Origin of the sequence: Exiguobacterium sp. BMC-KP, from assembly GCF_001275385.1 — a bacterium.
In the GTDB taxonomy this organism is placed as follows: Bacteria; Bacillota; Bacilli; order Exiguobacteriales; family Exiguobacteriaceae; genus Exiguobacterium_A.
Genome location: NZ_LGIW01000015.1, coordinates 2,044,821 through 2,064,927, shown reverse-complemented (window position 1 = coordinate 2,064,927; position 20,107 = coordinate 2,044,821). Strand labels below are relative to the sequence as shown.

The 20,107-nt window shown below is 47.8% G+C and carries 17 protein-coding genes; 14 read left to right on the top strand and 3 right to left on the bottom strand.

Going from position 1 to position 20,107, the window contains the following annotated elements; translation table 11 throughout:
• Nucleotides 1-26 precede the first annotated feature (26 nt).
• The 11 genes from atpE (at nt 27) to ADM98_RS16230 (ending at nt 10,425) form a co-directional block, all read left to right on the top strand.
• Nucleotides 27-239, top strand: a complete 213-nt coding sequence (gene atpE / locus ADM98_RS16280; RefSeq protein WP_023469499.1) for a F0F1 ATP synthase subunit C — start codon at nt 27-29, stop codon at nt 237-239.
• 127 nt (nt 240-366) lie between these two features.
• Entirely contained in the window at nt 367-900 is a 534-nt protein-coding gene (atpF, locus tag ADM98_RS16275) for a F0F1 ATP synthase subunit B (RefSeq protein ID WP_053454402.1), read from the top strand.
• A complete protein-coding gene (locus ADM98_RS16270) occupies nt 900-1,433 on the top strand; it encodes a F0F1 ATP synthase subunit delta (protein ID WP_050676947.1) in 534 nt (177 codons plus the stop codon). Before atpF ends, ADM98_RS16270 begins: the two co-directional genes overlap by 1 nt.
• A 19-nt stretch (nt 1,434-1,452) precedes the next feature.
• Complete coding sequence (gene atpA, locus ADM98_RS16265) at nt 1,453-2,961, top strand: F0F1 ATP synthase subunit alpha (RefSeq protein WP_035395863.1); 1,509 nt, start codon at nt 1,453-1,455, stop codon at nt 2,959-2,961.
• A gap of 42 nt (nt 2,962-3,003) precedes the next feature.
• Entirely contained in the window at nt 3,004-3,855 is an 852-nt protein-coding gene (atpG, locus tag ADM98_RS16260; protein WP_047394533.1) for an ATP synthase F1 subunit gamma, read from the top strand.
• A 36-nt stretch (nt 3,856-3,891) separates the two neighbouring features.
• The gene (gene atpD, locus ADM98_RS16255; protein ID WP_053454401.1) at nt 3,892-5,310 is read left to right on the top strand and encodes a F0F1 ATP synthase subunit beta; all 1,419 of its coding nucleotides are present in this window, start codon (nt 3,892-3,894) and stop codon (nt 5,308-5,310) included.
• 26 nt (nt 5,311-5,336) lie between these two features.
• Nucleotides 5,337-5,750 carry a F0F1 ATP synthase subunit epsilon gene (locus ADM98_RS16250; RefSeq protein WP_053454400.1) on the top strand — a complete coding sequence of 138 codons (414 nt, stop codon included), beginning with the start codon at nt 5,337-5,339 and terminating at the stop codon, nt 5,748-5,750.
• Nucleotides 5,751-6,103: 353 nt separating this feature from the next.
• Nucleotides 6,104-6,304: a DUF1146 family protein gene (locus ADM98_RS16245; protein ID WP_217448997.1), complete on the top strand. Its 201-nt coding sequence runs from the start codon at nt 6,104-6,106 to the stop codon at nt 6,302-6,304.
• 221 nt (nt 6,305-6,525) lie between these two features.
• Nucleotides 6,526-7,830, top strand: a complete 1,305-nt coding sequence (gene murA, locus ADM98_RS16240) for a UDP-N-acetylglucosamine 1-carboxyvinyltransferase (protein ID WP_053454399.1) — start codon at nt 6,526-6,528, stop codon at nt 7,828-7,830.
• A 218-nt stretch (nt 7,831-8,048) separates the two neighbouring features.
• Nucleotides 8,049-9,029 carry a rod shape-determining protein MreB gene (mreB, locus tag ADM98_RS16235; RefSeq protein ID WP_053454398.1) on the top strand — a complete coding sequence of 327 codons (981 nt, stop codon included), beginning with the start codon at nt 8,049-8,051 and terminating at the stop codon, nt 9,027-9,029.
• Nucleotides 9,030-9,228: 199 nt separating this feature from the next.
• Nucleotides 9,229-10,425, top strand: coding sequence for a multidrug efflux MFS transporter (locus ADM98_RS16230; protein ID WP_053454397.1), 1,197 nt, complete (start codon nt 9,229-9,231; stop codon nt 10,423-10,425).
• A gap of 46 nt (nt 10,426-10,471) precedes the next feature.
• Here the strand turns inward: ADM98_RS16230 and ADM98_RS16225 are convergent, their stop codons facing one another.
• Nucleotides 10,472-13,324 carry a sensor domain-containing protein gene (locus tag ADM98_RS16225; RefSeq protein ID WP_082318581.1) on the bottom strand — a complete coding sequence of 951 codons (2,853 nt, stop codon included), beginning with the start codon at nt 13,322-13,324 and terminating at the stop codon, nt 10,472-10,474.
• A 243-nt stretch (nt 13,325-13,567) separates the two neighbouring features.
• Here ADM98_RS16225 and ADM98_RS16220 point away from each other — a divergent pair, with 243 nt between their 5' ends.
• The gene (locus ADM98_RS16220) at nt 13,568-14,362 is read left to right on the top strand and encodes a flagellar hook-basal body protein (RefSeq protein ID WP_053454395.1); all 795 of its coding nucleotides are present in this window, start codon (nt 13,568-13,570) and stop codon (nt 14,360-14,362) included.
• A 15-nt stretch (nt 14,363-14,377) separates the two neighbouring features.
• The gene (locus ADM98_RS16215) at nt 14,378-15,160 is read left to right on the top strand and encodes a flagellar hook-basal body protein (RefSeq protein WP_053454394.1); all 783 of its coding nucleotides are present in this window, start codon (nt 14,378-14,380) and stop codon (nt 15,158-15,160) included.
• Between the two features lie 48 nt (nt 15,161-15,208).
• Here ADM98_RS16215 and ADM98_RS16210 read toward each other — a convergent pair whose 3' ends face one another.
• The gene (locus ADM98_RS16210; RefSeq protein ID WP_053454393.1) at nt 15,209-16,054 is read right to left on the bottom strand and encodes an NAD(P)-dependent oxidoreductase; all 846 of its coding nucleotides are present in this window, start codon (nt 16,052-16,054) and stop codon (nt 15,209-15,211) included.
• Nucleotides 16,055-16,154: 100 nt separating this feature from the next.
• Complete coding sequence (locus ADM98_RS16205; protein ID WP_053454392.1) at nt 16,155-18,695, bottom strand: HAMP domain-containing sensor histidine kinase; 2,541 nt, start codon at nt 18,693-18,695, stop codon at nt 16,155-16,157.
• A 249-nt stretch (nt 18,696-18,944) separates the two neighbouring features.
• Here ADM98_RS16205 and ADM98_RS16200 point away from each other — a divergent pair, with 249 nt between their 5' ends.
• Complete coding sequence (locus ADM98_RS16200; RefSeq protein ID WP_053454391.1) at nt 18,945-20,102, top strand: AI-2E family transporter; 1,158 nt, start codon at nt 18,945-18,947, stop codon at nt 20,100-20,102.
• The last annotated feature ends 5 nt before the right edge of the window (nt 20,103-20,107 follow it).

The following is a 20,107-nucleotide window of genomic DNA, read 5'->3' as shown; positions in this document are numbered from 1 at the left end:
AACATACTCTAGGGAGGCAATTTATCATGAATCTTATTGCAACAGCGATCATCATCGGACTCGGCGCACTCGGCGCAGGTATCGGTAACGGTCTTATCGTAAACGGTACAGTATTAGGTCAAGCACGTCAGCCAGAACTCAAAAACGAACTTCGTCAAACAATGTTCATCGGTATCGGTCTTGTTGAGGCACTTCCAATCATCGGTGTAGCGGTCGGTTTCCTTCTTCTCAACTCTTAATCCACGATTAACGAGAACGGACTACATAGGGCGCTATTCGTTCAACGTTTGAGTGAACCGTCACGGGAGCTTAGGCTCCCTTATGTAGATATTGAAGTTGAACCAACCACGAGGGGAGTGTAATCGAATGAATCTAACGTATCTTGCGGCAGAGGCTGGTGGCGAAAGCAACCATCTCTTATTAGCCAACATGATCGTCACGATCGTCGTTTTCCTCTTGCTCCTCATCCTCTTGAAGAAATTCGCATGGGGCCCGCTCGTCAACATGATGAAAGCGCGGGAAGAGCATGTGGCTAGCGAGATCAACTCGGCTGAAAAGAGCCGTAAAGACGCTGAAGTCTACGTAGAACAACAACGCGAAGAATTAAACAAGGCGCGTACGGAAGCACGCGACCTTTTAGAAGCATCACGCCGTCAGGCAGAAGCAGAGCAAGCACGTGCGATGGAGCAGGCACGTCTTGAATCCGAAATGAGTAAGGAAGAAGCTCGCCGTGCAATCGAACGTGAACGCGCTGAAGCACAAGCTGCTTTGAAGAACGATGTCGCTCTTCAAGCAATCGCTGCAGCACGCCACGTCATGAAAACACAGCTTGCGACGGACGAAGTTGCTCAAAAAGCACTCGTCGATCAATTCCTTGCTGATACTAAGGGCACGAACTAATGCGTGATCACGTAGCGGGACGCTACGCAAAAGCGCTCTTCGATCTTGCGCTTGAGCACCATGTGCTCGAGCAAGCAGAAGCTGATGTGCGGACGCTCGGCGAAGTGCTCCACGCAACACCAGAGCTCGCTTCGGTTTTAGATAACCCATCGATTTCTGCTGAAGAGCTCAAGCAAGTTCTTCAAACAAGCTTCACTGGTTTCAACTCGATCGTCTTAAACACACTGCTCGTCATGGTCGAAAATGACCGGGCAGCAGAAATCGTTACATTACCGGAACACTTCATTGCATTGTTGAATGAACACCGCAATGTCGCGACGGCAATCGTCACGAGTGCATACAAATTGTCGGACGAGGAACTCACGAAAGTGAAAGAGACGTTTGGCCAAAAATCAGGTAAAACGCTTGAAGTCGAGAACGTCGTCGACACGCGTGTCATCGGAGGACTTCGCGTCCAAATCGGTTACACGACATATGACGGTACGATCGAAACTAAACTAACGCGCCTTGAGCGTGAGCTGTTAAAAGCGTAAGAAAATAGGGGTGAAACGCATGAGCATTAGAGCTGAAGAAATCAGCGCCCTGCTTAAAGCGCGTATCGCGCAGTACGGTTCTACGATGGAAGTGAACGAGACAGGTACGGTCATCCAAATCGGTGATGGTATCGCTCGTGCACACGGACTCGACAACGTCATGTCGGGAGAGCTCGTAGAATTCGCTAACGGCACAATGGGCTTGGCGCAAAACTTAGAAGAAGGCAACGTCGGTATCATCATCCTCGGTGACTACCTTGAAATCAAAGAAGGCGACTCTGTTCGCCGTACGGGCCGCATCATGGAAGTACCAACGGGAGACGCACTCCTCGGACGTGTCGTTAACCCACTCGGTATGCCAATCGATGGTCTTGGTCCAATCGAAACAGAACACTACAACCCGATCGAGCGTAAGGCGTCTGGCGTCATGGCGCGTAAATCGGTACACGAACCACTTCAGACAGGAATCAAGGCAATCGATGCCCTCGTTCCAATCGGTCGTGGACAGCGTGAGTTGATCATCGGTGACCGTCAGACGGGTAAAACGTCGATCGCAATCGATACGATCATCAACCAAAAAGAAGAAAACATGATCTGTATCTACGTCGCAATCGGACAAAAAGAATCAACAGTCCGTGGCGTCGTCGAGACGCTCCGTAAAAACGGTGCCCTCGATTACACGATCGTCGTTTCGGCAGCGGCTTCACAGCCAGCGCCACTTCTTTACCTCGCACCATTCGCAGGTGTCGCGATGGGTGAACACTTCATGGACCAAGGCAAACACGTTCTTGTCATCTATGATGATCTTTCAAAACAAGCAGCTGCTTATCGTGAGCTTTCACTTCTCTTGAAACGCCCACCAGGCCGCGAAGCTTACCCAGGGGATGTCTTCTACCTCCACTCACGCCTTCTTGAGCGTGCAGCGAAGTTGAATGACGAGCTTGGCGCAGGTAGTTTGACTGCCCTTCCGTTCATCGAAACACAAGCGTCGGATATCTCAGCTTACATCCCGACAAACGTTATCTCGATCACGGATGGTCAAATCTTCCTTCAATCGGATCTCTTCTTCTCAGGTGTCCGTCCCGCGATCAACCCGGGTCTCTCGGTATCGCGTGTAGGTGGTTCGGCTCAAGTAAAAGCGATGAAGAAGGTAGCGGGTACGCTCCGTCTTGACCTCGCATCCTACCGTGAGCTTGAAGCATTCGCACAGTTCGGATCTGACCTTGATAAAGCGACTCAGTCGAAGCTTAACCGTGGTGAGCGGACAGTTGAAGTCTTAAAACAAGACTTGAACCAACCACTTACTGTCGATAAGCAAGTCATCATCATCTATGCCTTGACTCGTGGTCACCTTGATGATGTTGCTGTAACGGATATTCGTCGTTTTGAAAAGGAACTCAACCTCTGGCTCGATCAAAACCGCAAACAACTTTGCGATGAGATCCGTAAGACAGGTAACCTTCCAGCAGACGAAGAGCTCGTAGCAGCAATCTCAGAATTTAAGAAAACGTTCCAAGCGACGGTTTAATCCGGCGGAACGCTCTTGAAACTAACAAGGTGGTGAATCGAAATGGCATCGTTGCGCGAGATACAAACGCGGATCAACTCGACGAAAAGTACGAAACAGATCACGAAAGCGATGAACATGGTTTCGGCGTCGAAACTGAACCGCGCTCAAGCACATAGCGCGAAGTTCCAACCTTATATGCTGAAAATGCAAGAGGTACTTGGAACCATTGCGAATGGCACGACAGGTGCGAGCCATCCGATGCTCGAGAAACGTCCCGTCAAAAAGACAGGATATATCGTCATCACATCGGATCGCGGCTTAGCTGGTGCATATAACGCCAACGTGCTGCGTGAAGTCTACCGGGAAATCAAAGAAAAGCATACTGCGGACAGTTACGTTCTCTTCGTGGTCGGTAAAGTCGGTGTCCAGTTCTTCCGTTCACGCGGAATTACGGTCACGGATGCGATCACAGGCTTGAACGATTCTCCTTCGTATGTCGACGTCGCTGAAATCGTGAAGCGCACAGTGAGTGCGTTCACGCTCGGCGAAATCGACGAGCTCAAGCTGTGCTACAACCACTTCTTATCTGTCATCAGCCAAGAAGTGAAAGTCGAAACCCTTCTCCCACTCGGAGAAATCGAAGCTTCGTCTTCGACGACTTATGAGTACGAGCCAAGTGAGGAACAAATCCTTGCTGAACTCCTCCCGCGTTATGCGGAGAGCTTGATCTTCGGTGCGCTTCTTGACGCGAAAGTAGCAGAACATGCGTCACGTATGACAGCAATGCAAAGTGCGACAGATAACGCAGATGACTTGATCGGTCGATTGACTCTCGTCTACAACCGAGCTCGACAAGCTGCAATCACGCAAGAAATCACAGAGATCGTCAGTGGGGCTGCTGCGCAGCAGTAATCCCGACTGACGTAACGATAGGTAGGAGGAAACACGATGAACGAACTCGGTTTAAAAGGCCGCGTCGTCGCGGTCATGGGACCTGTCATCGACGTTAAGTTCGAAGGACACTTACCGAACATCTACAACGCGCTTCGTATTCAATATACGCCGCAAACTGTAGAAGAAGTGGCTATCGACTTGACGCTTGAGGTCGCCCTGCACCTTGGTGACGACGTCGTCCGTACCATTGCGATGGACTCAACGGATGGAGTACGCCGTGGAATTGAAGTAATCGATACGAATGCTCCAATCTCGGTACCCGTCGGAGAAGCGACACTTGGTCGCGTCTTCAACGTACTCGGTAACCCAATTGATGAAAAAGAAATCGCTGCTGACGTGGAACGTCTTCCGATCCACAAAAAAGCACCGACTTTCGATAACCTTTCAACGAAAGTTGAAATTCTTGAGACTGGAATTAAAGTCGTCGACTTGCTCGCTCCTTACATCAAGGGTGGTAAGATCGGTCTCTTCGGTGGTGCCGGTGTAGGTAAGACCGTCCTCATTCAGGAATTGATCAACAACATCGCTCAAGAGCACAGCGGTATCTCGGTATTCGCAGGTGTTGGTGAGCGTACGCGTGAAGGAAATGACTTGTTCCACGAGATGACGGATTCAGGCGTTATCAAACAAACAGCGATGGTCTTCGGTCAGATGAACGAACCACCAGGTGCACGTCTTCGTGTTGCCTTGACTGGTTTGACAATGGCAGAATACTTCCGTGATGAGCAAGGACAAGACGTTCTTCTCTTCGTCGATAACATCTTCCGTTATACACAAGCAGGTTCTGAAGTATCAGCCCTTCTTGGTCGTATGCCATCTGCCGTTGGTTACCAGCCAACACTCGCAACAGAGATGGGTATGCTTCAAGAGCGGATCACATCAACAAACAAAGGTTCGGTTACATCGATCCAAGCGGTTTATGTACCAGCCGATGACTATACTGACCCGGCTCCTGCGACGACGTTTGCTCACTTAGATGCAACGACGAACCTTGAGCGCCGTCTCTCTGAGATGGGGATCTATCCTGCCGTGGATCCACTTGCTTCGACATCACGTGCCCTTTCACCGGAAATTGTCGGCGAAGAGCATTACGGTATCGCTCGTCAAGTTCAGGAAACACTTCAGCGTTATAAAGAACTTCAAGATATCATCGCGATCCTCGGTATGGACGAGTTGTCAGAAGACGACAAATTGACTGTACACCGTGCGCGTCGTATCCAGTTCTTCTTGTCGCAGAACTTCCACGTAGCTGAGCAGTTCACAGGACAAAAAGGATCGTACGTCCCAGTTAAGGACACGATCCGCGGCTTCAAAGAAATCCTCGAAGGTAAACACGATGATTTAACGGAAGAAGCATTCCGTCTCGTCGGTCCGATCGAAGATGCGATTGAAAAAGCGAAGGCGCTTGTCTAAGTGACAAAGCATAAGGGGGACTTGAGATGAACACACTTCATGTCAATATCGTCACCCCGGATGGCGAAGTGTATGATGGCGATATCCGTATGGTCGTTGCGAAGACGATTTCTGGTGAGATCGGGGTTCTCCCGCACCACGTCCCACTCGTAACACCACTCGATATCAGCATCTTGAAGTTGCGCCACGAAGATGGCGGACGCACGTTGATCGCTATCAGCGGTGGCTTTATGGAAGTGCGCCAGGATACTGTAACGGTTCTTGCGGAAACTGCGGAGCAAGCAGACAAGGTCGACTACGACCGTGCTGCAGCTGCGAAAGTTCGTGCAGAACGTCGTCTCCAGGACACGAAATTATCAGAACTCGAATTCAAGCGTGCTGAACTTTCACTGAAACGAGCAATTAACCGTCTCAGCTTGAAAGACTACGGTCGCGACTGATTTCGATAAAAGACTCGATTCCTTTATGGAATCGGGTCTTTTTTTTTGTACGGCGCATCAATGAATGAGTGCGAAGAAGCGTTTTTAGAGCGAGGCGCTTGGAATCAGGTTTAGGAAGCGAAAAATATGTAAAAGAACAATATATGCCTTGTTTTCACGATTTCTTCAACAGAAAGCTCATGATTTTCCTCATTTGCTCTTCAATAAATATATTTTATGCGATAAAATAAATGCAGCTTGTGTCATTTTGTTTGCGCAATCATTCATTTTATGAAATCATGGTAAAGTTGAAGAAATTATGAAGAAGAGGTGCAAGGGTAGTGACGTCAATTGGTATAAGTGCTTTAATCAGCATGCTGATGTATGTGATCGCCATCTTATTTGCTTGGTGGGTGATGTTACCAATCAAATGGGATAAATTCCTGCAACATCCTAGAGGTCCACAGGCGGTTTTACTACGTGTCCTGCTTGCTGTTGCTCTTGGTTCCAGTCTGGCGCGCTTTTTACTTGAATATGCTGGTTTTGCGCAACGTTTGAAATTCTTATTCAGCTGAACTTGTAACTTCATTGTAAACCTTGTATCGTGAAACTGGATTACCATGGAAAAGGACACTGTTCTTTAATGAAAGAACACAGTCAATTGATCAATCATCGAAACAGTCGCGTAGTAGTTTAACTATTGGGAGTTTCTCTTCTATCGGTTCGTATATGAACCGCATACGCACTTATCACGCCATTATAAATAGAACAGAAACGAAGCAGAGGAGTATGGGGAATGGAAAAAATCGTTGTCCGGGGCGGACGTAAATTAGCTGGCACAGTCAAAGTAGAAGGTGCAAAAAATGCCGTATTAAAAACACTCGTTGCAACATTGCTTGCATCAGAAGGACAATCAGTCCTTCAAAACGTACCACGTTTAGCGGACGTTTACACGATCAATAACGTGTTACGCAACTTAAATGCAGAAGTTGATTTCGATGCAGAAGCAAATACAGTGACGGTCAATGCAGAACCGAACCTTAAAGATGAAGCACCATTAGAGTATGTTCGTAAAATGCGAGCATCAATCCTTGTCATGGGACCATTACTCGCACGTCTCGGTCGCGCACGCGTTGCGATGCCAGGTGGTTGTGCAATTGGATCACGTCCAATCGATCTCCACTTGAAAGGCTTCGAAGCGATGGGAGCGAAAACAATCATCGGAAACGGATTCGTTGAAGCCCACGTAGATGGTCGTTTAAAAGGCGCTAAAATCTATCTTGATTTCCCATCTGTCGGTGCGACGGAAAACATCATGATGGCTGCAACACTCGCTGAAGGAACAACAGTCATCGAGAACGTTGCGAAAGAGCCTGAAATCGTTGACCTTGCAAACTTCTTGAACGCGATGGGCGCGAAAGTCCGTGGAGCAGGTACGGAAACAATCCGCATTGAAGGCGTCGAAAAACTTCACGGTGCAACACACTACGTTATTCCTGACCGAATCGAAGCAGGTACGTTCATGATCGCAGCAGCGATCACAGAAGGTGACGTTGAAGTCATCGGCGCAGAACGTGAACACCTTCGTCCACTCATCTCGAAGATGGAAGAGATGGGCGTTAAGATTACGGATACAGCAGAAGGTCTCCGTGTCGTTGGTCCAGCGAAACTCGAAGCAGTTGACGTGAAGACAATGCCACACCCAGGTTTCCCAACAGACGTTCAAGCACAAATGATGGCACTCGTCCTCAAAGCAGGCGGAACATCCGTCATCACGGAAACAGTCTTCGAAAACCGCTTCATGCACGTTGAAGAATTCCGTCGCATGAATGCTGACATCAAGATTGAAGGTCGTTCATCGATCATCAACGGTGGCGTACAGTTGCAAGGGGCAGAAGTTCTTTCGACAGACCTTCGTTCAGGTGCAGCACTCGTCACAGCAGGATTGATTGCTGAAGGTGAAACACGCGTTGGCGCACTTCACCATATCGATCGTGGATACGTTGACTTCCACCTCAAGCTTCAAGCGCTTGGTGCAGACGTTGAACGTGTGACAGAAGAATCAGCAGTCGTCGAAGAAACGGCAGCAACAAAGCTTTAATTCTTATCATTCCAAGCATCATCTCAGGTTTCTGAGATGATGCTTTTTTGCTGTATTTTCAAAAAGATGACAATGAAATGAGAAAAGCGTAAAAGAAAGTCGTTTCGTTATGAGGCGTATGCTAGAATTGAAAAGTATGTATACATAAATGGGTTAGACGTCCAAACGACGTTCTATATTTTGGAAGAATAGCCATCGGGTAAAGGAGAGCACACGAGATGTTTTCAAAAGATATCGGAATCGACTTAGGGACGGCGAATGTCGTCATTCATGTCAAAGGGAGAGGCATCGTCCTCGATGAGCCGTCGGTCGTCGCGATCGATAAGGCAACAGGTAAGATTCATGCAGTAGGAACAGAAGCACACTTGATGGTAGGTCGGACACCAGGCAATATCGTCGCGATTCGTCCCTTACAAGATGGAGTCATCGCGGACTTCGAGATGACGGAAGCGATGTTACGTCACTTCATCGATAAGATTGACGTCCGGAAGATGTTCGGTGGAGTACGCATGTTGATTTGCACGCCAGCAAGCATCACGACGGTTGAAGCGAAGGCGATTCGCCAAGCCGGTGAGAAGTCAGGCGCGAAGACGGTCTTCCTCGAAGTCGAGCCGAAGGTCGCAGCAGTCGGTGCCGGTATGGACATCTGGATGCCAGCCGGACACATGGTAATTGATATCGGTGGTGGAACGACGGATGTTGCTGTTCTCTCAATGGGTGATATTGTTTGCGGTGAGACGATCAAGGTCGCGGGTGACCGCTTTGATCATGACATCATTCGTTCAATCAAGGAAACGCATAAGTTGATCATCGGGGAACGGACAGCACAAGCCGTTAAGACGACAGTTGCAACAGTGTCAGAAGACGGACGTCGTGAACAGATGGACATCCGCGGACGCAATCTTGTGACGGGTTTACCGCATAACATCACGGTGACATCCGAAGAGATGCATGAGGCACTGGCGGAAGCAGCGATGGAAATCGTCGAAGCAACGAAGCGTGTGCTCGAGAAGACACCACCAGAACTTGCAGCGGATATCATTGACCGCGGTATTATTTTGACAGGTGGGGGCGCACTCCTTGATGGAATCGATCAATTACTTGCAAAAGAACTCGGATTACCGGTTCTGATCGCAGAGGATCCAATGCTATGTGTCGCACGCGGTACAGGCATCATGCTCGATAATCTAGGCAAGTGATAATAGGAAGGAAGTATTCTCATGGGAGAATGCTTCCCTTTTTTGTAGCATTCATTTTGCTTATCAATAAAGAAAAGAGTAGAGGACAAATGGAAGAAACACTTAAACGATTCAAACGCTAGACATTTCACATTGTGAAGTGTATATTAGAAGTTGTTGTATTGAAACGAATTGTCAAATAAAAGGAAGTGATGCCACAATGCCATTGTGGAAAAGAAATTTAGTTGTCGTCTGGTTCGGTAGTTTTTTGACCGCTGCAGCCCTCAGTCTCGTCTTACCGTTTTTGCCCTTATTCATTGAAGAACTCGGTGTCGACAGCCGACAAGATATTACGACTTGGTCCGGTATCGCCTTTGGTGCAACGTTCCTCGTCGCTGCGATCGTCTCACCGATCTGGGGACGTCTCGCCGATCGAAAAGGTCGTAAGCTCATGTTACTTCGAGCAAGCCTTGGTATGTCGATCGTCATGTTTTTAATCAGTTTCGTCCAAGACGTTTATCAACTCGTATTCTTACGTCTTGTCATGGGAGCCGTATCCGGATTCATTTCAGCCGGTATTACACTCGTTGCTTCTCAAACCCCAAAAGAGAAAAGTGGCTGGGCGCTCGGCACCCTGTCGACCGGTGGGATTGCCGGTGGATTGCTAGGACCTCTCATTGGAGGATTCCTCGCCGACGTTGTTGGGCTTCGACCCGTTTTTCTCTTTACGAGCGTTCCGCTCTTCATTACCTTCCTCGTGACTTACTTCTTAGTCAAAGAAGAATTCGTCCCAATGGAAGTTAAAAAAATGGCGTCCGCGAAAGAAATCATCCAGTCGCTTCGTCATCCGGAACTCATCTTAAGTTTGTTCTTGACGACGTTCCTGATTCAGTTCGCAGCACAATCGATTAGTCCGATTCTATCGTTGTACGTCCGGGAACTTAGTCCAGGGACAGAACGTCTCGCGTTACTGTCCGGGATCGTTGCTTCAGCACCTGGGATTGCAGCGTTGATTGCGGCGCAACGACTCGGTCGTCTCTCAGATAAGATTGGGGCAGAACGCGTCTTGTTCTTTGCCTTGCTCGTCTTTGCTGCCTTCTTGATTCCGCAAGCATTCGTCACGGATACGAGTCAATTGATCGTCTTACGGATGGGAATCGGATTTGCGACAGCTGCTTTGATGCCATCTGTTCAAACGTTGCTTCGGAAGAATACACCAGCCAATGCGTCGGGACGGATCTTCGGATACAATCAATCCGCGCAGTTCATGGGGAACTTCCTCGGACCACTTGCAGGTGGTCAAATTGCCGGGCACTTCGGCTTTGAAGCCTTATTCCTGTTCACGGGATTGATCGTCATCACGAATGCCGTACTCGAACGGACACAAACAGCCGTATTAAGTAAAAATAATGGGTAAGTCAAAACACGCCGACTCGAGCGAAAGAGTCGGCGTGTTTTTTGTATCAAGAGGGTGGATCAAGGACTTCTTCTAAGAAAGAGGGTTGTGAATGTTTCAACTGTTCTTGCACAAGAGTGGAGAGCGCACGGATGTTGAAGTCCGCAGCGTAATGGAAAAGACCGTTATCGAGCTCGGTAATGGATACAGGAACGAGAAGAATCTCCGGGTGTATCAAGGACGAGAGCGTAATGCTTAATTCAATTTTTTGATGAATCGGGAGACGAATCGAGGAGTAGAAGAACAACGTCTTATTCGTACACCGATTGATTAGGATATCAGAGGACCCGACTTGGATTGCCCGACCGTTCAATTTTGTGATCGTCACTTGGGCAAACAGCGATACGATCGCTTCAACAGGAGCAGCTGTACCGGTGTGTTGTGGATATAACATCCCTTTTGTCAGTAGTTTTTCAAAAGTGCTCTCTGACACGGGCTTGCTAAACAAATAGCCTTGAATCAAGTCACACTGTAATTCGCGATAAAAATCGAGCTGCGGAATCGTTTCAATACCTTCTGCAACGACAGTCAATTGAAACTCCTTTGCCATGAAGAGAATACTTTTGACGATGGAACGACTTTTTGAATCATGCTCGATCAGCTGTGCAAGAGAACGATCAATCTTCAGACAATTGATCGGATAGCGTTGGACGTGAGAAATCGAAGAGTAGGCGGTACCGAAGTCATCTAACGAAATATGGACCCCTAGTGCAGAAATACGCGCTAGAATCTCATGAATTTTATCGCTTTCGAGAAGAATGTCGGACTCAAGTAATTCAATCTCGAGGAGGTGTCCCGGTATCCGGTACTGCTGCAGGTACTCTTCAATGACTTTTGCGAAATCGCCATAAAAGAGGCGCTTCGGAGAGACATTGATGGAAATCGGAACGATGTTCGGATGGTGCTGCTCACGAAGCGCATGGAGAAAGCGACATGTTTGATCGAGCACCCAGTCGCCAATATGAAGATACATCTCACTTTCTTCCGACAAGGACAGGAAGTCCTTTGGTGTCAAGCGTCCCCATTCAGGGTGATTCCAGCGGATCAAGGCTTCGGCTCCTTGAATATTCCCATTCCAACCGTCAACTTTCGGCTGATATTCGAGGACGAGTTGCTCGTTTTGAATGGCGTACCGTAAATCACGTTCGAGTTCATAACGGCGATACATATCGATGTCGAGCGTCGACGAGTAAAACTGATAATTGCTCTTCGTTCGTGACTTCGCACGCCGAAGTGCTGTATACGTTTGTTTCAATAATTCATCGGCTGATTGTTTATCGTTGACGACGTACGTGATACCGATGTAGACGTTCGTGAACAACTCATAGGATAAGACATCAAAACGTTTTTCAGACAGCTTTAGTAGCTGATGGCTCAATTTCACGATGGCGGTCTCATCGATCGGTTTTTTGATGATGAATAGATACTTGTCACCAAACAGATGACCGACGAAATGATCTTGATCTGCAAAACGACGAACTGCAGCACTTGTCTGGCGAATCCATTCATCTCCGACATCGTGTCCGAAACGTTCATGAATGACATTGTATTGCTTAAACGTGACGGCAAGCAATGTAAACGATGTTCGTGTTTTCAATAAATTCGTGATTTCCTCGAGTAAAAAGGCGCGATTCGGTAACTGTGTCAAGGAATCATGCATGGAGAGATGCCAAATCGTATGTTGTTGCTCTTTTAAGATCGTAATATCAGACGAGACCCCGTAATGACCCGTGACCTCTCCATTGCGATCACGAATCGGAATACAGATTTCCTCGATCCAAAAGACATTGTCGAGGAGTTGGAGACGATAGACGTGACGGACGACCTTACCGTTACGAATCTCAGGATAGGAGAGTTCTAAATGGGGTAGGTCTTCTGGGTGAATCAGTGTTCGCCATAACTGAGGTTCCTTTTCGATGCGATTCAGGATGTGCTGATAAGGAGCTAAAAAACCGGCTGATTGAAACGTGACGGTTTGTGGATGATAGATATGTTCGTAAATAGACGTATCGAGTGAGCCGAAGACATCCTTTAAGGACTGAATGGCATGGTCCCGTTCGCGTTCAAGACTCGTCAGCTCCGTTGCATCGTGCAGGATGAAGTTAACACAACGAGGCGAAGAATCTTGTTGAAGCAAAGCATCACAACGAACGACTTTCGTATAGTGACGTCGTTTGCTCATCCGAAGTGACATCGAGAATTCGGTGATGTGCTCGTCACACAAGGCAGTACTCTGTTGTAAAAATTGATCACGATCTTCCGGATGAATTTCATCGAGCAATTCATATGCATCCATTTGTGCGACATGGCGCTGTGACCATTCGAGCAACTGGCTGAGTGCGGCATCTGCGGTCAATTGTTTCGTCGAAGGAATGTATTCAAGGAATGTGACACCTTCAAGCGTCGTCGTCAACTGTTCCTTTGCAAGTAGACGATTATAAGCAGTACGTAATTCTTTTTGTTGGGAGACATCACGCGCAATCCCATACAGTCCGATGATGACGTGTTGATTATAGAGGGGGATGTTCGTGACATTGACGGTCAGAATTTGACCGTCTTTTCGTTGAAGATCCGTCGTGAAATGAATCGTTTCGCCTTCGTGAACACGATGCTTCAATGGGGCGATGCGTTCAGCTTCTGATCCTATAAGCAACTCGCTGAAATGCATACCACGGATCGCGTCGGTATGATAACCAAGCAAAAGAGGTAGCTTATTATTAAATGCGATGAAATTTCCTTTCAAATCCATCGTATAGACGGCATCCGGATGATTTTCAAGGAAGTGGGTCATGTCTGTCAACAGTGTGAAATCCAAAGAAGGAGTGGTCGATGGGTTCGTACGTCTTTTAAAGAAAGACATCGTTATCACCTCATTTCAACTGGTCGATATGAACTACTTCTAATTATACCGAATTGGAATAATTATGAATATGAAGCGAATTCAAAAGAAGGAGAATGATTTTTTGACAGTAATTGTAGTACTTTAGATGCAACTCAGAATTTTATTCCCTTTTTTTGAAAAAAACTCATAATCTGAAGCAAACGGACCGATATACTAAAAGATAGAATTGAACATGAAGTCAATGAGGAGATGAAACCATAGATGTTACGCGGAATGTATACGGCATCCGGTGCTATGCAGGCATTGCAACGCCAACAAGAGATGCTGAGTAATAACTTAGCGAATGCACGGACGCCCGGCTTTCGTGCCGATCAAGCATCCCTGCGTACGTTTCCGGAGATGATGATCCATCAAGCGGCGACGAATGAACGGACGGGAATTCGACCTGCTGGAAACGTCGGTACGCTCGCAACAGGTGTGTTCATGCAGGCAGCAACACCGAACTTCGCGCCCGGATCGATTACGGAGACGGGAAATGCGACGGATTTACAGATCAGTTCGGCGGAAGGTGTGCCAATGTTTACGATTTTCCATAATACGGGAGAAGGAACAGGAATCGAAGGAGAAACATTGTATACGACGAACGGACAGTTCGCAGTCGATCGGGATGGAATCTTACGGACGACCGACGGTGATCAAGTGCTCGATACAGAAGGTAACTTCATGAACGTCGGCAATGATGATTTCAAAGTCTCAGCAGACGGTGTCGTAACACGTGGGAACGGAGAGCAAGTCGGACGACTTGGACTTGTGACGACGAATAATACGGAACAGCTTGAACGGGTCGAGAACGGCCTCTACCGGGCACCTGAAGCACTGGTACAAGGAAACGTCAAGGTCGATCAAGGAGTGCTTGAACTCGGGAACGTCGCAATCGAACAGACGATGGCAGAGATGAATGCAGGTCTTCGCCAATTCGAAGCGAATCAAAAAGTCATTCAAGCCTATGACCGGACTGCCGAAAAGGCAGTTTCTGAAATCGGTCGCGTCCGATAATGAAAGGGGAGCACCATGCAATCACTCTATACGTCAGCTAGTACGATGGCACAATTACAAAAGCAACTCGATACGACCGGACATAACTTAGCGAACGTCGATACGAATGGATATAAACGTCGCGACGCCCAGTTCAAAGAGTTGTTGACACGTAACATCCAGAACCAACCGGCCTCTTTACAGACGGGTCCCTTATCGACACCAGCTGGCTTACGCATCGGTGTTGGTGGATATGTCGCCAATGAAGCGACGCGTTTTTCGATGGGAACGTTCAAACGGACGGACCGGGCACTTGATGCCGCTTTATCAGATCCGCATCATTTCTTTGGTATCATCGACCAGGATGGCGTGACGAAATTCACGCGGGATGGGAACTTTCAGCTATCTCCGCAAGCGGACGGTCGTATTCGATTGACGGATGATACAGGACGATCTGTCATCAACGGTCAAAACGAACCGATTCTCTTACCTGCGGATGCAACAGGTGTCGAGTTGAACAAGGACGGAAACGTCACGGGAATCGTGAATGGAGAGCGCCGTGTCCTCGCACGGATCGGTGTCGGGTATATCGACAATCCGAATCAGTTGACGGAAGATGGATCCGGCTTGTTTACGACGCCGGAACAATATCAAGCAGTCGGTGGGAATCCATTGACGGTCGGTACACTTGAGTCGTCGAACGTCGATATGGCGACGGAGATGACGAATCTGACGCAGATTCAACGGGCGTATCAATTCAACTCAAAAGCGCTAATGACGACCGATCAGATGATGGGAATCGTCACATCACTGAAATAACATGAAAAAGCAGATCGCCTCATCAGAGTGCGGATCTGCTTTTTACGTTTAGTCTTGTAGAGATTTATAAATAGCAGCCATATCCGCGTCCCCATGATCCGGCTTCGCTTTTGCATAACTGGCGTTTGCTGCTTGAGCGAGCGGCAAATCGAGTTGCTGACGTCGGGCTTCTGCCGTGATGAGACCGAGATCCTTCGCCATCAGACGGAGCGGAAAGGCAGACGGGAAATCGTTCTTCTTGTACATGTCCCGTTTCCCGGTGAAGAGTGGCGTATTCATACCGGAAGCACTGATCATCTGAATCAGCTTCTCTTTCTCAAGACCCGCACCTTCACCAAGAAGTAACGTCTCCGCGACTCCTTGACCGACGACAGCAAGCAATAGATTAATCGCAAGTTTCGCGGCACTTCCTGTACCGTGTGCACCGAAGTGGATCGTTTCCTTGCCGAGTAAATCGAGATATGGATGACAAGTTGCAAGGACTTCTGCGTCACCACCAGCAAGCAAGACGAGCTGTCCGTTTTCAGCGACCGGGACGGATCCCGAAACAGGAGACTCGAGATACGTACCGCCACTGTCTTCAACGAGACGAGCCATCTCCTTCGTTTCGTCTGGTGAGATTGTGCTCAAATTGACGATCGTCTTACCACTGAGGTCCTCTTTCACATTTTCGAGAACGGACGCAACAGCCGGTCCATCGGCTAACATGACGAATAGAATATCGCTCTGACGGACCGCATCTCGTGCCTCTTCAACCGCTGTTGCTCCTTTCTCTACTAAAGGAGCTGTTTTTTCATACGTCCGGTTGTAGACGATCAAATCATGACCGCCATCAAGTAGACGTTTTGCCATCGGTACACCCATATGTCCTAAACCAATCCATCCAAGTTGCATGTCGATTCCTCCTTAAAATAATGCGCTTTTGACTATACCCCACGCGATCCCGAATCTAACGACAAAAAAGACCGTCCACGTGATGTGAACGGTCGAATGATTAATCTTCATACATGAGAATCGTCGAAATGACAGCAATCGGGAAACGAATCGTAAAGGTTGATCCGACACCAACGACCGATTCAACATCAATCGTTCCATTGTGGTGCTTGACGATTTCCTTACAAATCGACAGACCCAGACCGGTACCGCCGATTTTTCGTGTCTCGGAGTTATCGACACGATAGAATTTATCGAACAATTTCGGAAGAGCCTCTTGCGGAATCCCGATACCTTCATCCTGAATTCGGATTTGAGCGAAACCGAGTTCGTTTGAAATTCGTATCAAGACCGTACCGCCACTCGGCGAATACTTGACGGCATTACTGAGCAGATTGTTCAGCAATTGCTTCATCTTTTCTGCATCCCCATCGATCATGATCGGACCTCGTGCATCAAAATCAATTTTGTGCGTTTCATGCGAGACATCATAGAACTCAATCAAGTCTTGTGCGAGCTCGACGACATCAAACGTCGACATCTCATAGCGATGCTCACTCGACTCCATCCGCTGAACGTCGAGGAAGTCATTGACGAGTGTCGTCAGGCGACCGGTCTCCGAGTGAATCGTCTGGAGATACTTCCGTTGCCGTTCTTCTTCAAACCGTTTATTGAGCATCAATTCCGTGAAACCATAAATGGAAGAGAGTGGTGTTCGTAACTCATGCGAGACGGTTGAGACGAACTCTTCCTTCATCCGCTCAGCTTCCGTTTCTTTCGTGACGTCACGCAGAACGAGCATTGTACCGACCCACATACCGTCGACTTCGATCTTCTCGGCATAAATCTGAATATAGGTACTATGTTTCCGAATCGAGACGATCAAACTATCTTTTGGCAAGTTCAGCTCAACGATCTGTTCGATATAGCGTTCAAACGGTGCTGGTTCATCAATGATGTCAGCCAATGCCTGCATTGCTTGCTCAAAAGCAGAGCGCTCTTCGTCTTCGAACTGAGTCGGAACTTCCGGGAACAACGTCATTAACGGTTCGTTGACGAGCAATTCATCTGTCTCATGTTCGATATAGACGACAGCTTCGCGAATCGAGTTCAACAGTTGCGTCGTTTTGTTCTTCTCGCGAATCATTTCCTCATAAATCCCCATCCGTAAGAGCGAGAGAGACAATTGATGCGAGAACGATAGGATGTCGTTCATCTGCTCCGTCGTGAAGGCATCGCGATAACGAACGAGATAGATACAGGCGATCATATGCTCTTTCGTCGGATCAAGTACCGGTACTGCGACTTCATACATATAGTATGGGTACGGAAGCGGACTCTCGTGTGCAACCTGTTTCGATGAATGGACGGGACGCTTTAAGAGGCGCGCCCGGTGCAAGAGCGATTGATCGTCAGAGACGAGACGACCGACCATCTCTTCCGTCATTCCGTAATCGATCGTCGAGCGGACTTCTTGTTGATCAAGGAACAACAGGGCACCGATCTCAGAATGCGTAATCGAAACGAGTTTTTCGATGATTTCCGGATACGCCGTCAGCGTTTCGCGGGAGGCAAGCGTCTCTGTTAATTCATTCCGGTACTTCAAGTGTTGTTCACTCCGAAGCGTGATCTCGAGTGCTTCCTCGAGTTCTTCTTGCTGTGCCTGAAGTTCTTCTTGCTGAGCAACGAGTTCTTCCTGTTGCGCCTGAAGCTCTTCGTTTTTCGCGAGCATATGGACCTTATTGTCGGCAATCGATGCCGCCATCTGATTGAATGATGCCGTCAGCGTATGCAGTTCGTCCTTACGTTTTGGCAATGGAATCGCGTGTATGTCTTCACCTGTTGCGAGTAATGCACTATCACGAGATAACGTATTGACCTGCTTCGTCACCCGGCTGATGAATGGGCGCACAAGTGAGAAGAGGACAAGAATTAAAACAACGAGGTTTGAGAGCCAGATGAACTGCGCAACGCGCATCTCGCCTAGAAGATCATTCTTTGCATCGACTTCTTTCCCTTGGATCAAGGTCAGATAATCACCAAGCAATGTATCGATCCGTGTCATATCGACATCGGCGTCTGACAGACTGACTGATCCGCGTAACGTTCCGTTCGTCGTGAACAGATCTTTTCCGTTCGACAGAGCAGCAAGTGTGTTTGGATCAACGAAGTCTTCATTGATTTTTCCGTCCTTCTTTCCTTCAACGTATTCGTTGAGGAGGGGAAGTGACGTTCCGAAATAATCGTCATAGATTTGACGGGTTGCCGTTGCATATTCTTTTCCTTGCTCATAGATGGCGTATTTCTCGAACCATGACGTGAGACGATTGATCTCCTGTTGATTCGTCTTGACGGCATCAAGAGTTTCTTGTGAGCCCGTCAATAAGTAAGATTTGACGTTACTTTGCGCGACGGTCCACTCATTAGCAAGGGCATTCGCATTTGTACGGCGTTCGCGCAAATCATCAAACGTGGCGTTCGCTTGATCGATCTTCTGTTCCGTATAGAAGTAAACGATCGCAGACGTGATGCTGAGAGCGACAAACACCATATAGAAGGCGAACATCAATTGGCGACCGATCGTATGGTTGATCCATTTCACTGGGGTATCCTCCGTATTCTATTTTTACATGTATCAAAAAGATTGCTTAAGTCCGAGTATATTCATCTTACGCAGAAACAGACACATCATCAAATTTGAATCTGCAAAAATCACTAAAACAAATATATCATATATTTCTTAGTTGCATAACGAACTATATATTTTCTGAGAATAAGGATTAAGAAGCTTTATTTTAAGGAAAACAATAGGGGATATGGAACTTTATACTTTAAATAGGGAAGTGGTTAGATGCAAAAAATGTTCGAAAACAAATGGTACCGATTCGCGTGGTGGATCATGACGTTACTCATCATCGTCTGGATTGGCGATCATGTCACGTTCTTGTTCCGACCGGTCGCGATTTTGCTTCAGATGGTCGTCCCACCGCTTGCGATTGCGGGGATTCTTTATTATGTCCTGCTACCAATCGTTGAGTTGCTCGAGAAGAAGATGAAGCGACGACCTGCCGTCTTGATCGTCCTCGTCGGTCTAATCGGGATCTTGACGACGCTCGGCTTCATCTTTGGTCCGATGCTGTCGGAGCAAATCACACAGTTCGTCAACTCGATTCCGACGCTTGCGACACAGTTCCAGCGTCAATTGATCGATGTCCGGGAGCAACTCGAAAACAGTTCGGTTTTCTCACGCTTCTTGTCAGGACCGGATAACCTGTTCAATAAGTTTTCCGGTAACATTTCGGAATACGCTTCGACATTTTTAAAGAACATCGGTACGGGTGTCGGTGGCTTCGTCAGTGTCGTGACGACGACGGTCGTGACGATCGTCATCATCCCGATCATGTTGATCTATATGTTGCTTGACGGGGATAAGCTCAAAGGCAATCTCGTCAAGCTGATGCCGTACGAGTATCATAAGGAAACGAAAAAAATCCTTGGCGACGTCCACTTGACAATCATGAGCTACATCCGGGGGCAGGTCATCGTCAGTATCGGGGTCGGGATCATCGCTTATATCGGATATCTGATCATCGGGATTGATTATGCGTTGCTACTCGCCTTGTTTGCGACGTTGACGAACATCATTCCGTTCCTCGGCCCGGTGCTCGGTGTCATTCCAGCGTTGATCGTCGGCTTCATTCAAGATCCGATTCTTGCGATTTATGCGATCATCGTCATGACGGTCGCGCAACAAATTGACTCACACATCATGTCACCCCTCGTTCAAGGGAAAACGCTCGATGTCCACCCGTTGACGATCATCATTGTTTTACTCGTCGCAGGGAACATCGCTGGTTTCTTTGGTGTCTTGCTAGGGGTTCCATTCTACGCCGTCATGAAAGTCGTCATCTTGAATATCCGTCGTCTGTATCATCTCCGGTCACAGAAGAAGATGGTCATCACGGAAGAAGAGAAGACATTCGATACGATCATCACCGAGCGCGATTGAGTTTT

Excerpts from the sequence above, each read along its gene's own strand:
- atpE (WP_023469499.1), top strand. The coding sequence starts at position 27 with ATGAATCTTATTGCAACAGCGATCATCATCGGACTCGGCGCACTCGGC.
- atpF (WP_053454402.1), top strand. The coding sequence starts at position 367 with ATGAATCTAACGTATCTTGCGGCAGAGGCTGGTGGCGAAAGCAACCAT.
- ADM98_RS16270 (WP_050676947.1), top strand. The coding sequence starts at position 900 with ATGCGTGATCACGTAGCGGGACGCTACGCAAAAGCGCTCTTCGATCTT.
- atpA (WP_035395863.1), top strand. The coding sequence starts at position 1,453 with ATGAGCATTAGAGCTGAAGAAATCAGCGCCCTGCTTAAAGCGCGTATC.
- atpG (WP_047394533.1), top strand. The coding sequence starts at position 3,004 with ATGGCATCGTTGCGCGAGATACAAACGCGGATCAACTCGACGAAAAGT.
- atpD (WP_053454401.1), top strand. The coding sequence starts at position 3,892 with ATGAACGAACTCGGTTTAAAAGGCCGCGTCGTCGCGGTCATGGGACCT.
- ADM98_RS16250 (WP_053454400.1), top strand. The coding sequence starts at position 5,337 with ATGAACACACTTCATGTCAATATCGTCACCCCGGATGGCGAAGTGTAT.
- ADM98_RS16245 (WP_217448997.1), top strand. The coding sequence starts at position 6,104 with ATGCTGATGTATGTGATCGCCATCTTATTTGCTTGGTGGGTGATGTTA.
- murA (WP_053454399.1), top strand. The coding sequence starts at position 6,526 with ATGGAAAAAATCGTTGTCCGGGGCGGACGTAAATTAGCTGGCACAGTC.
- mreB (WP_053454398.1), top strand. The coding sequence starts at position 8,049 with ATGTTTTCAAAAGATATCGGAATCGACTTAGGGACGGCGAATGTCGTC.
- ADM98_RS16230 (WP_053454397.1), top strand. The coding sequence starts at position 9,229 with ATGCCATTGTGGAAAAGAAATTTAGTTGTCGTCTGGTTCGGTAGTTTT.
- ADM98_RS16225 (WP_082318581.1), bottom strand. The coding sequence starts at position 13,324 with ATGTCTTTCTTTAAAAGACGTACGAACCCATCGACCACTCCTTCTTTG.
- ADM98_RS16220 (WP_053454395.1), top strand. The coding sequence starts at position 13,568 with ATGTTACGCGGAATGTATACGGCATCCGGTGCTATGCAGGCATTGCAA.
- ADM98_RS16215 (WP_053454394.1), top strand. The coding sequence starts at position 14,378 with ATGCAATCACTCTATACGTCAGCTAGTACGATGGCACAATTACAAAAG.
- ADM98_RS16210 (WP_053454393.1), bottom strand. The coding sequence starts at position 16,054 with ATGCAACTTGGATGGATTGGTTTAGGACATATGGGTGTACCGATGGCA.
- ADM98_RS16200 (WP_053454391.1), top strand. The coding sequence starts at position 18,945 with ATGCAAAAAATGTTCGAAAACAAATGGTACCGATTCGCGTGGTGGATC.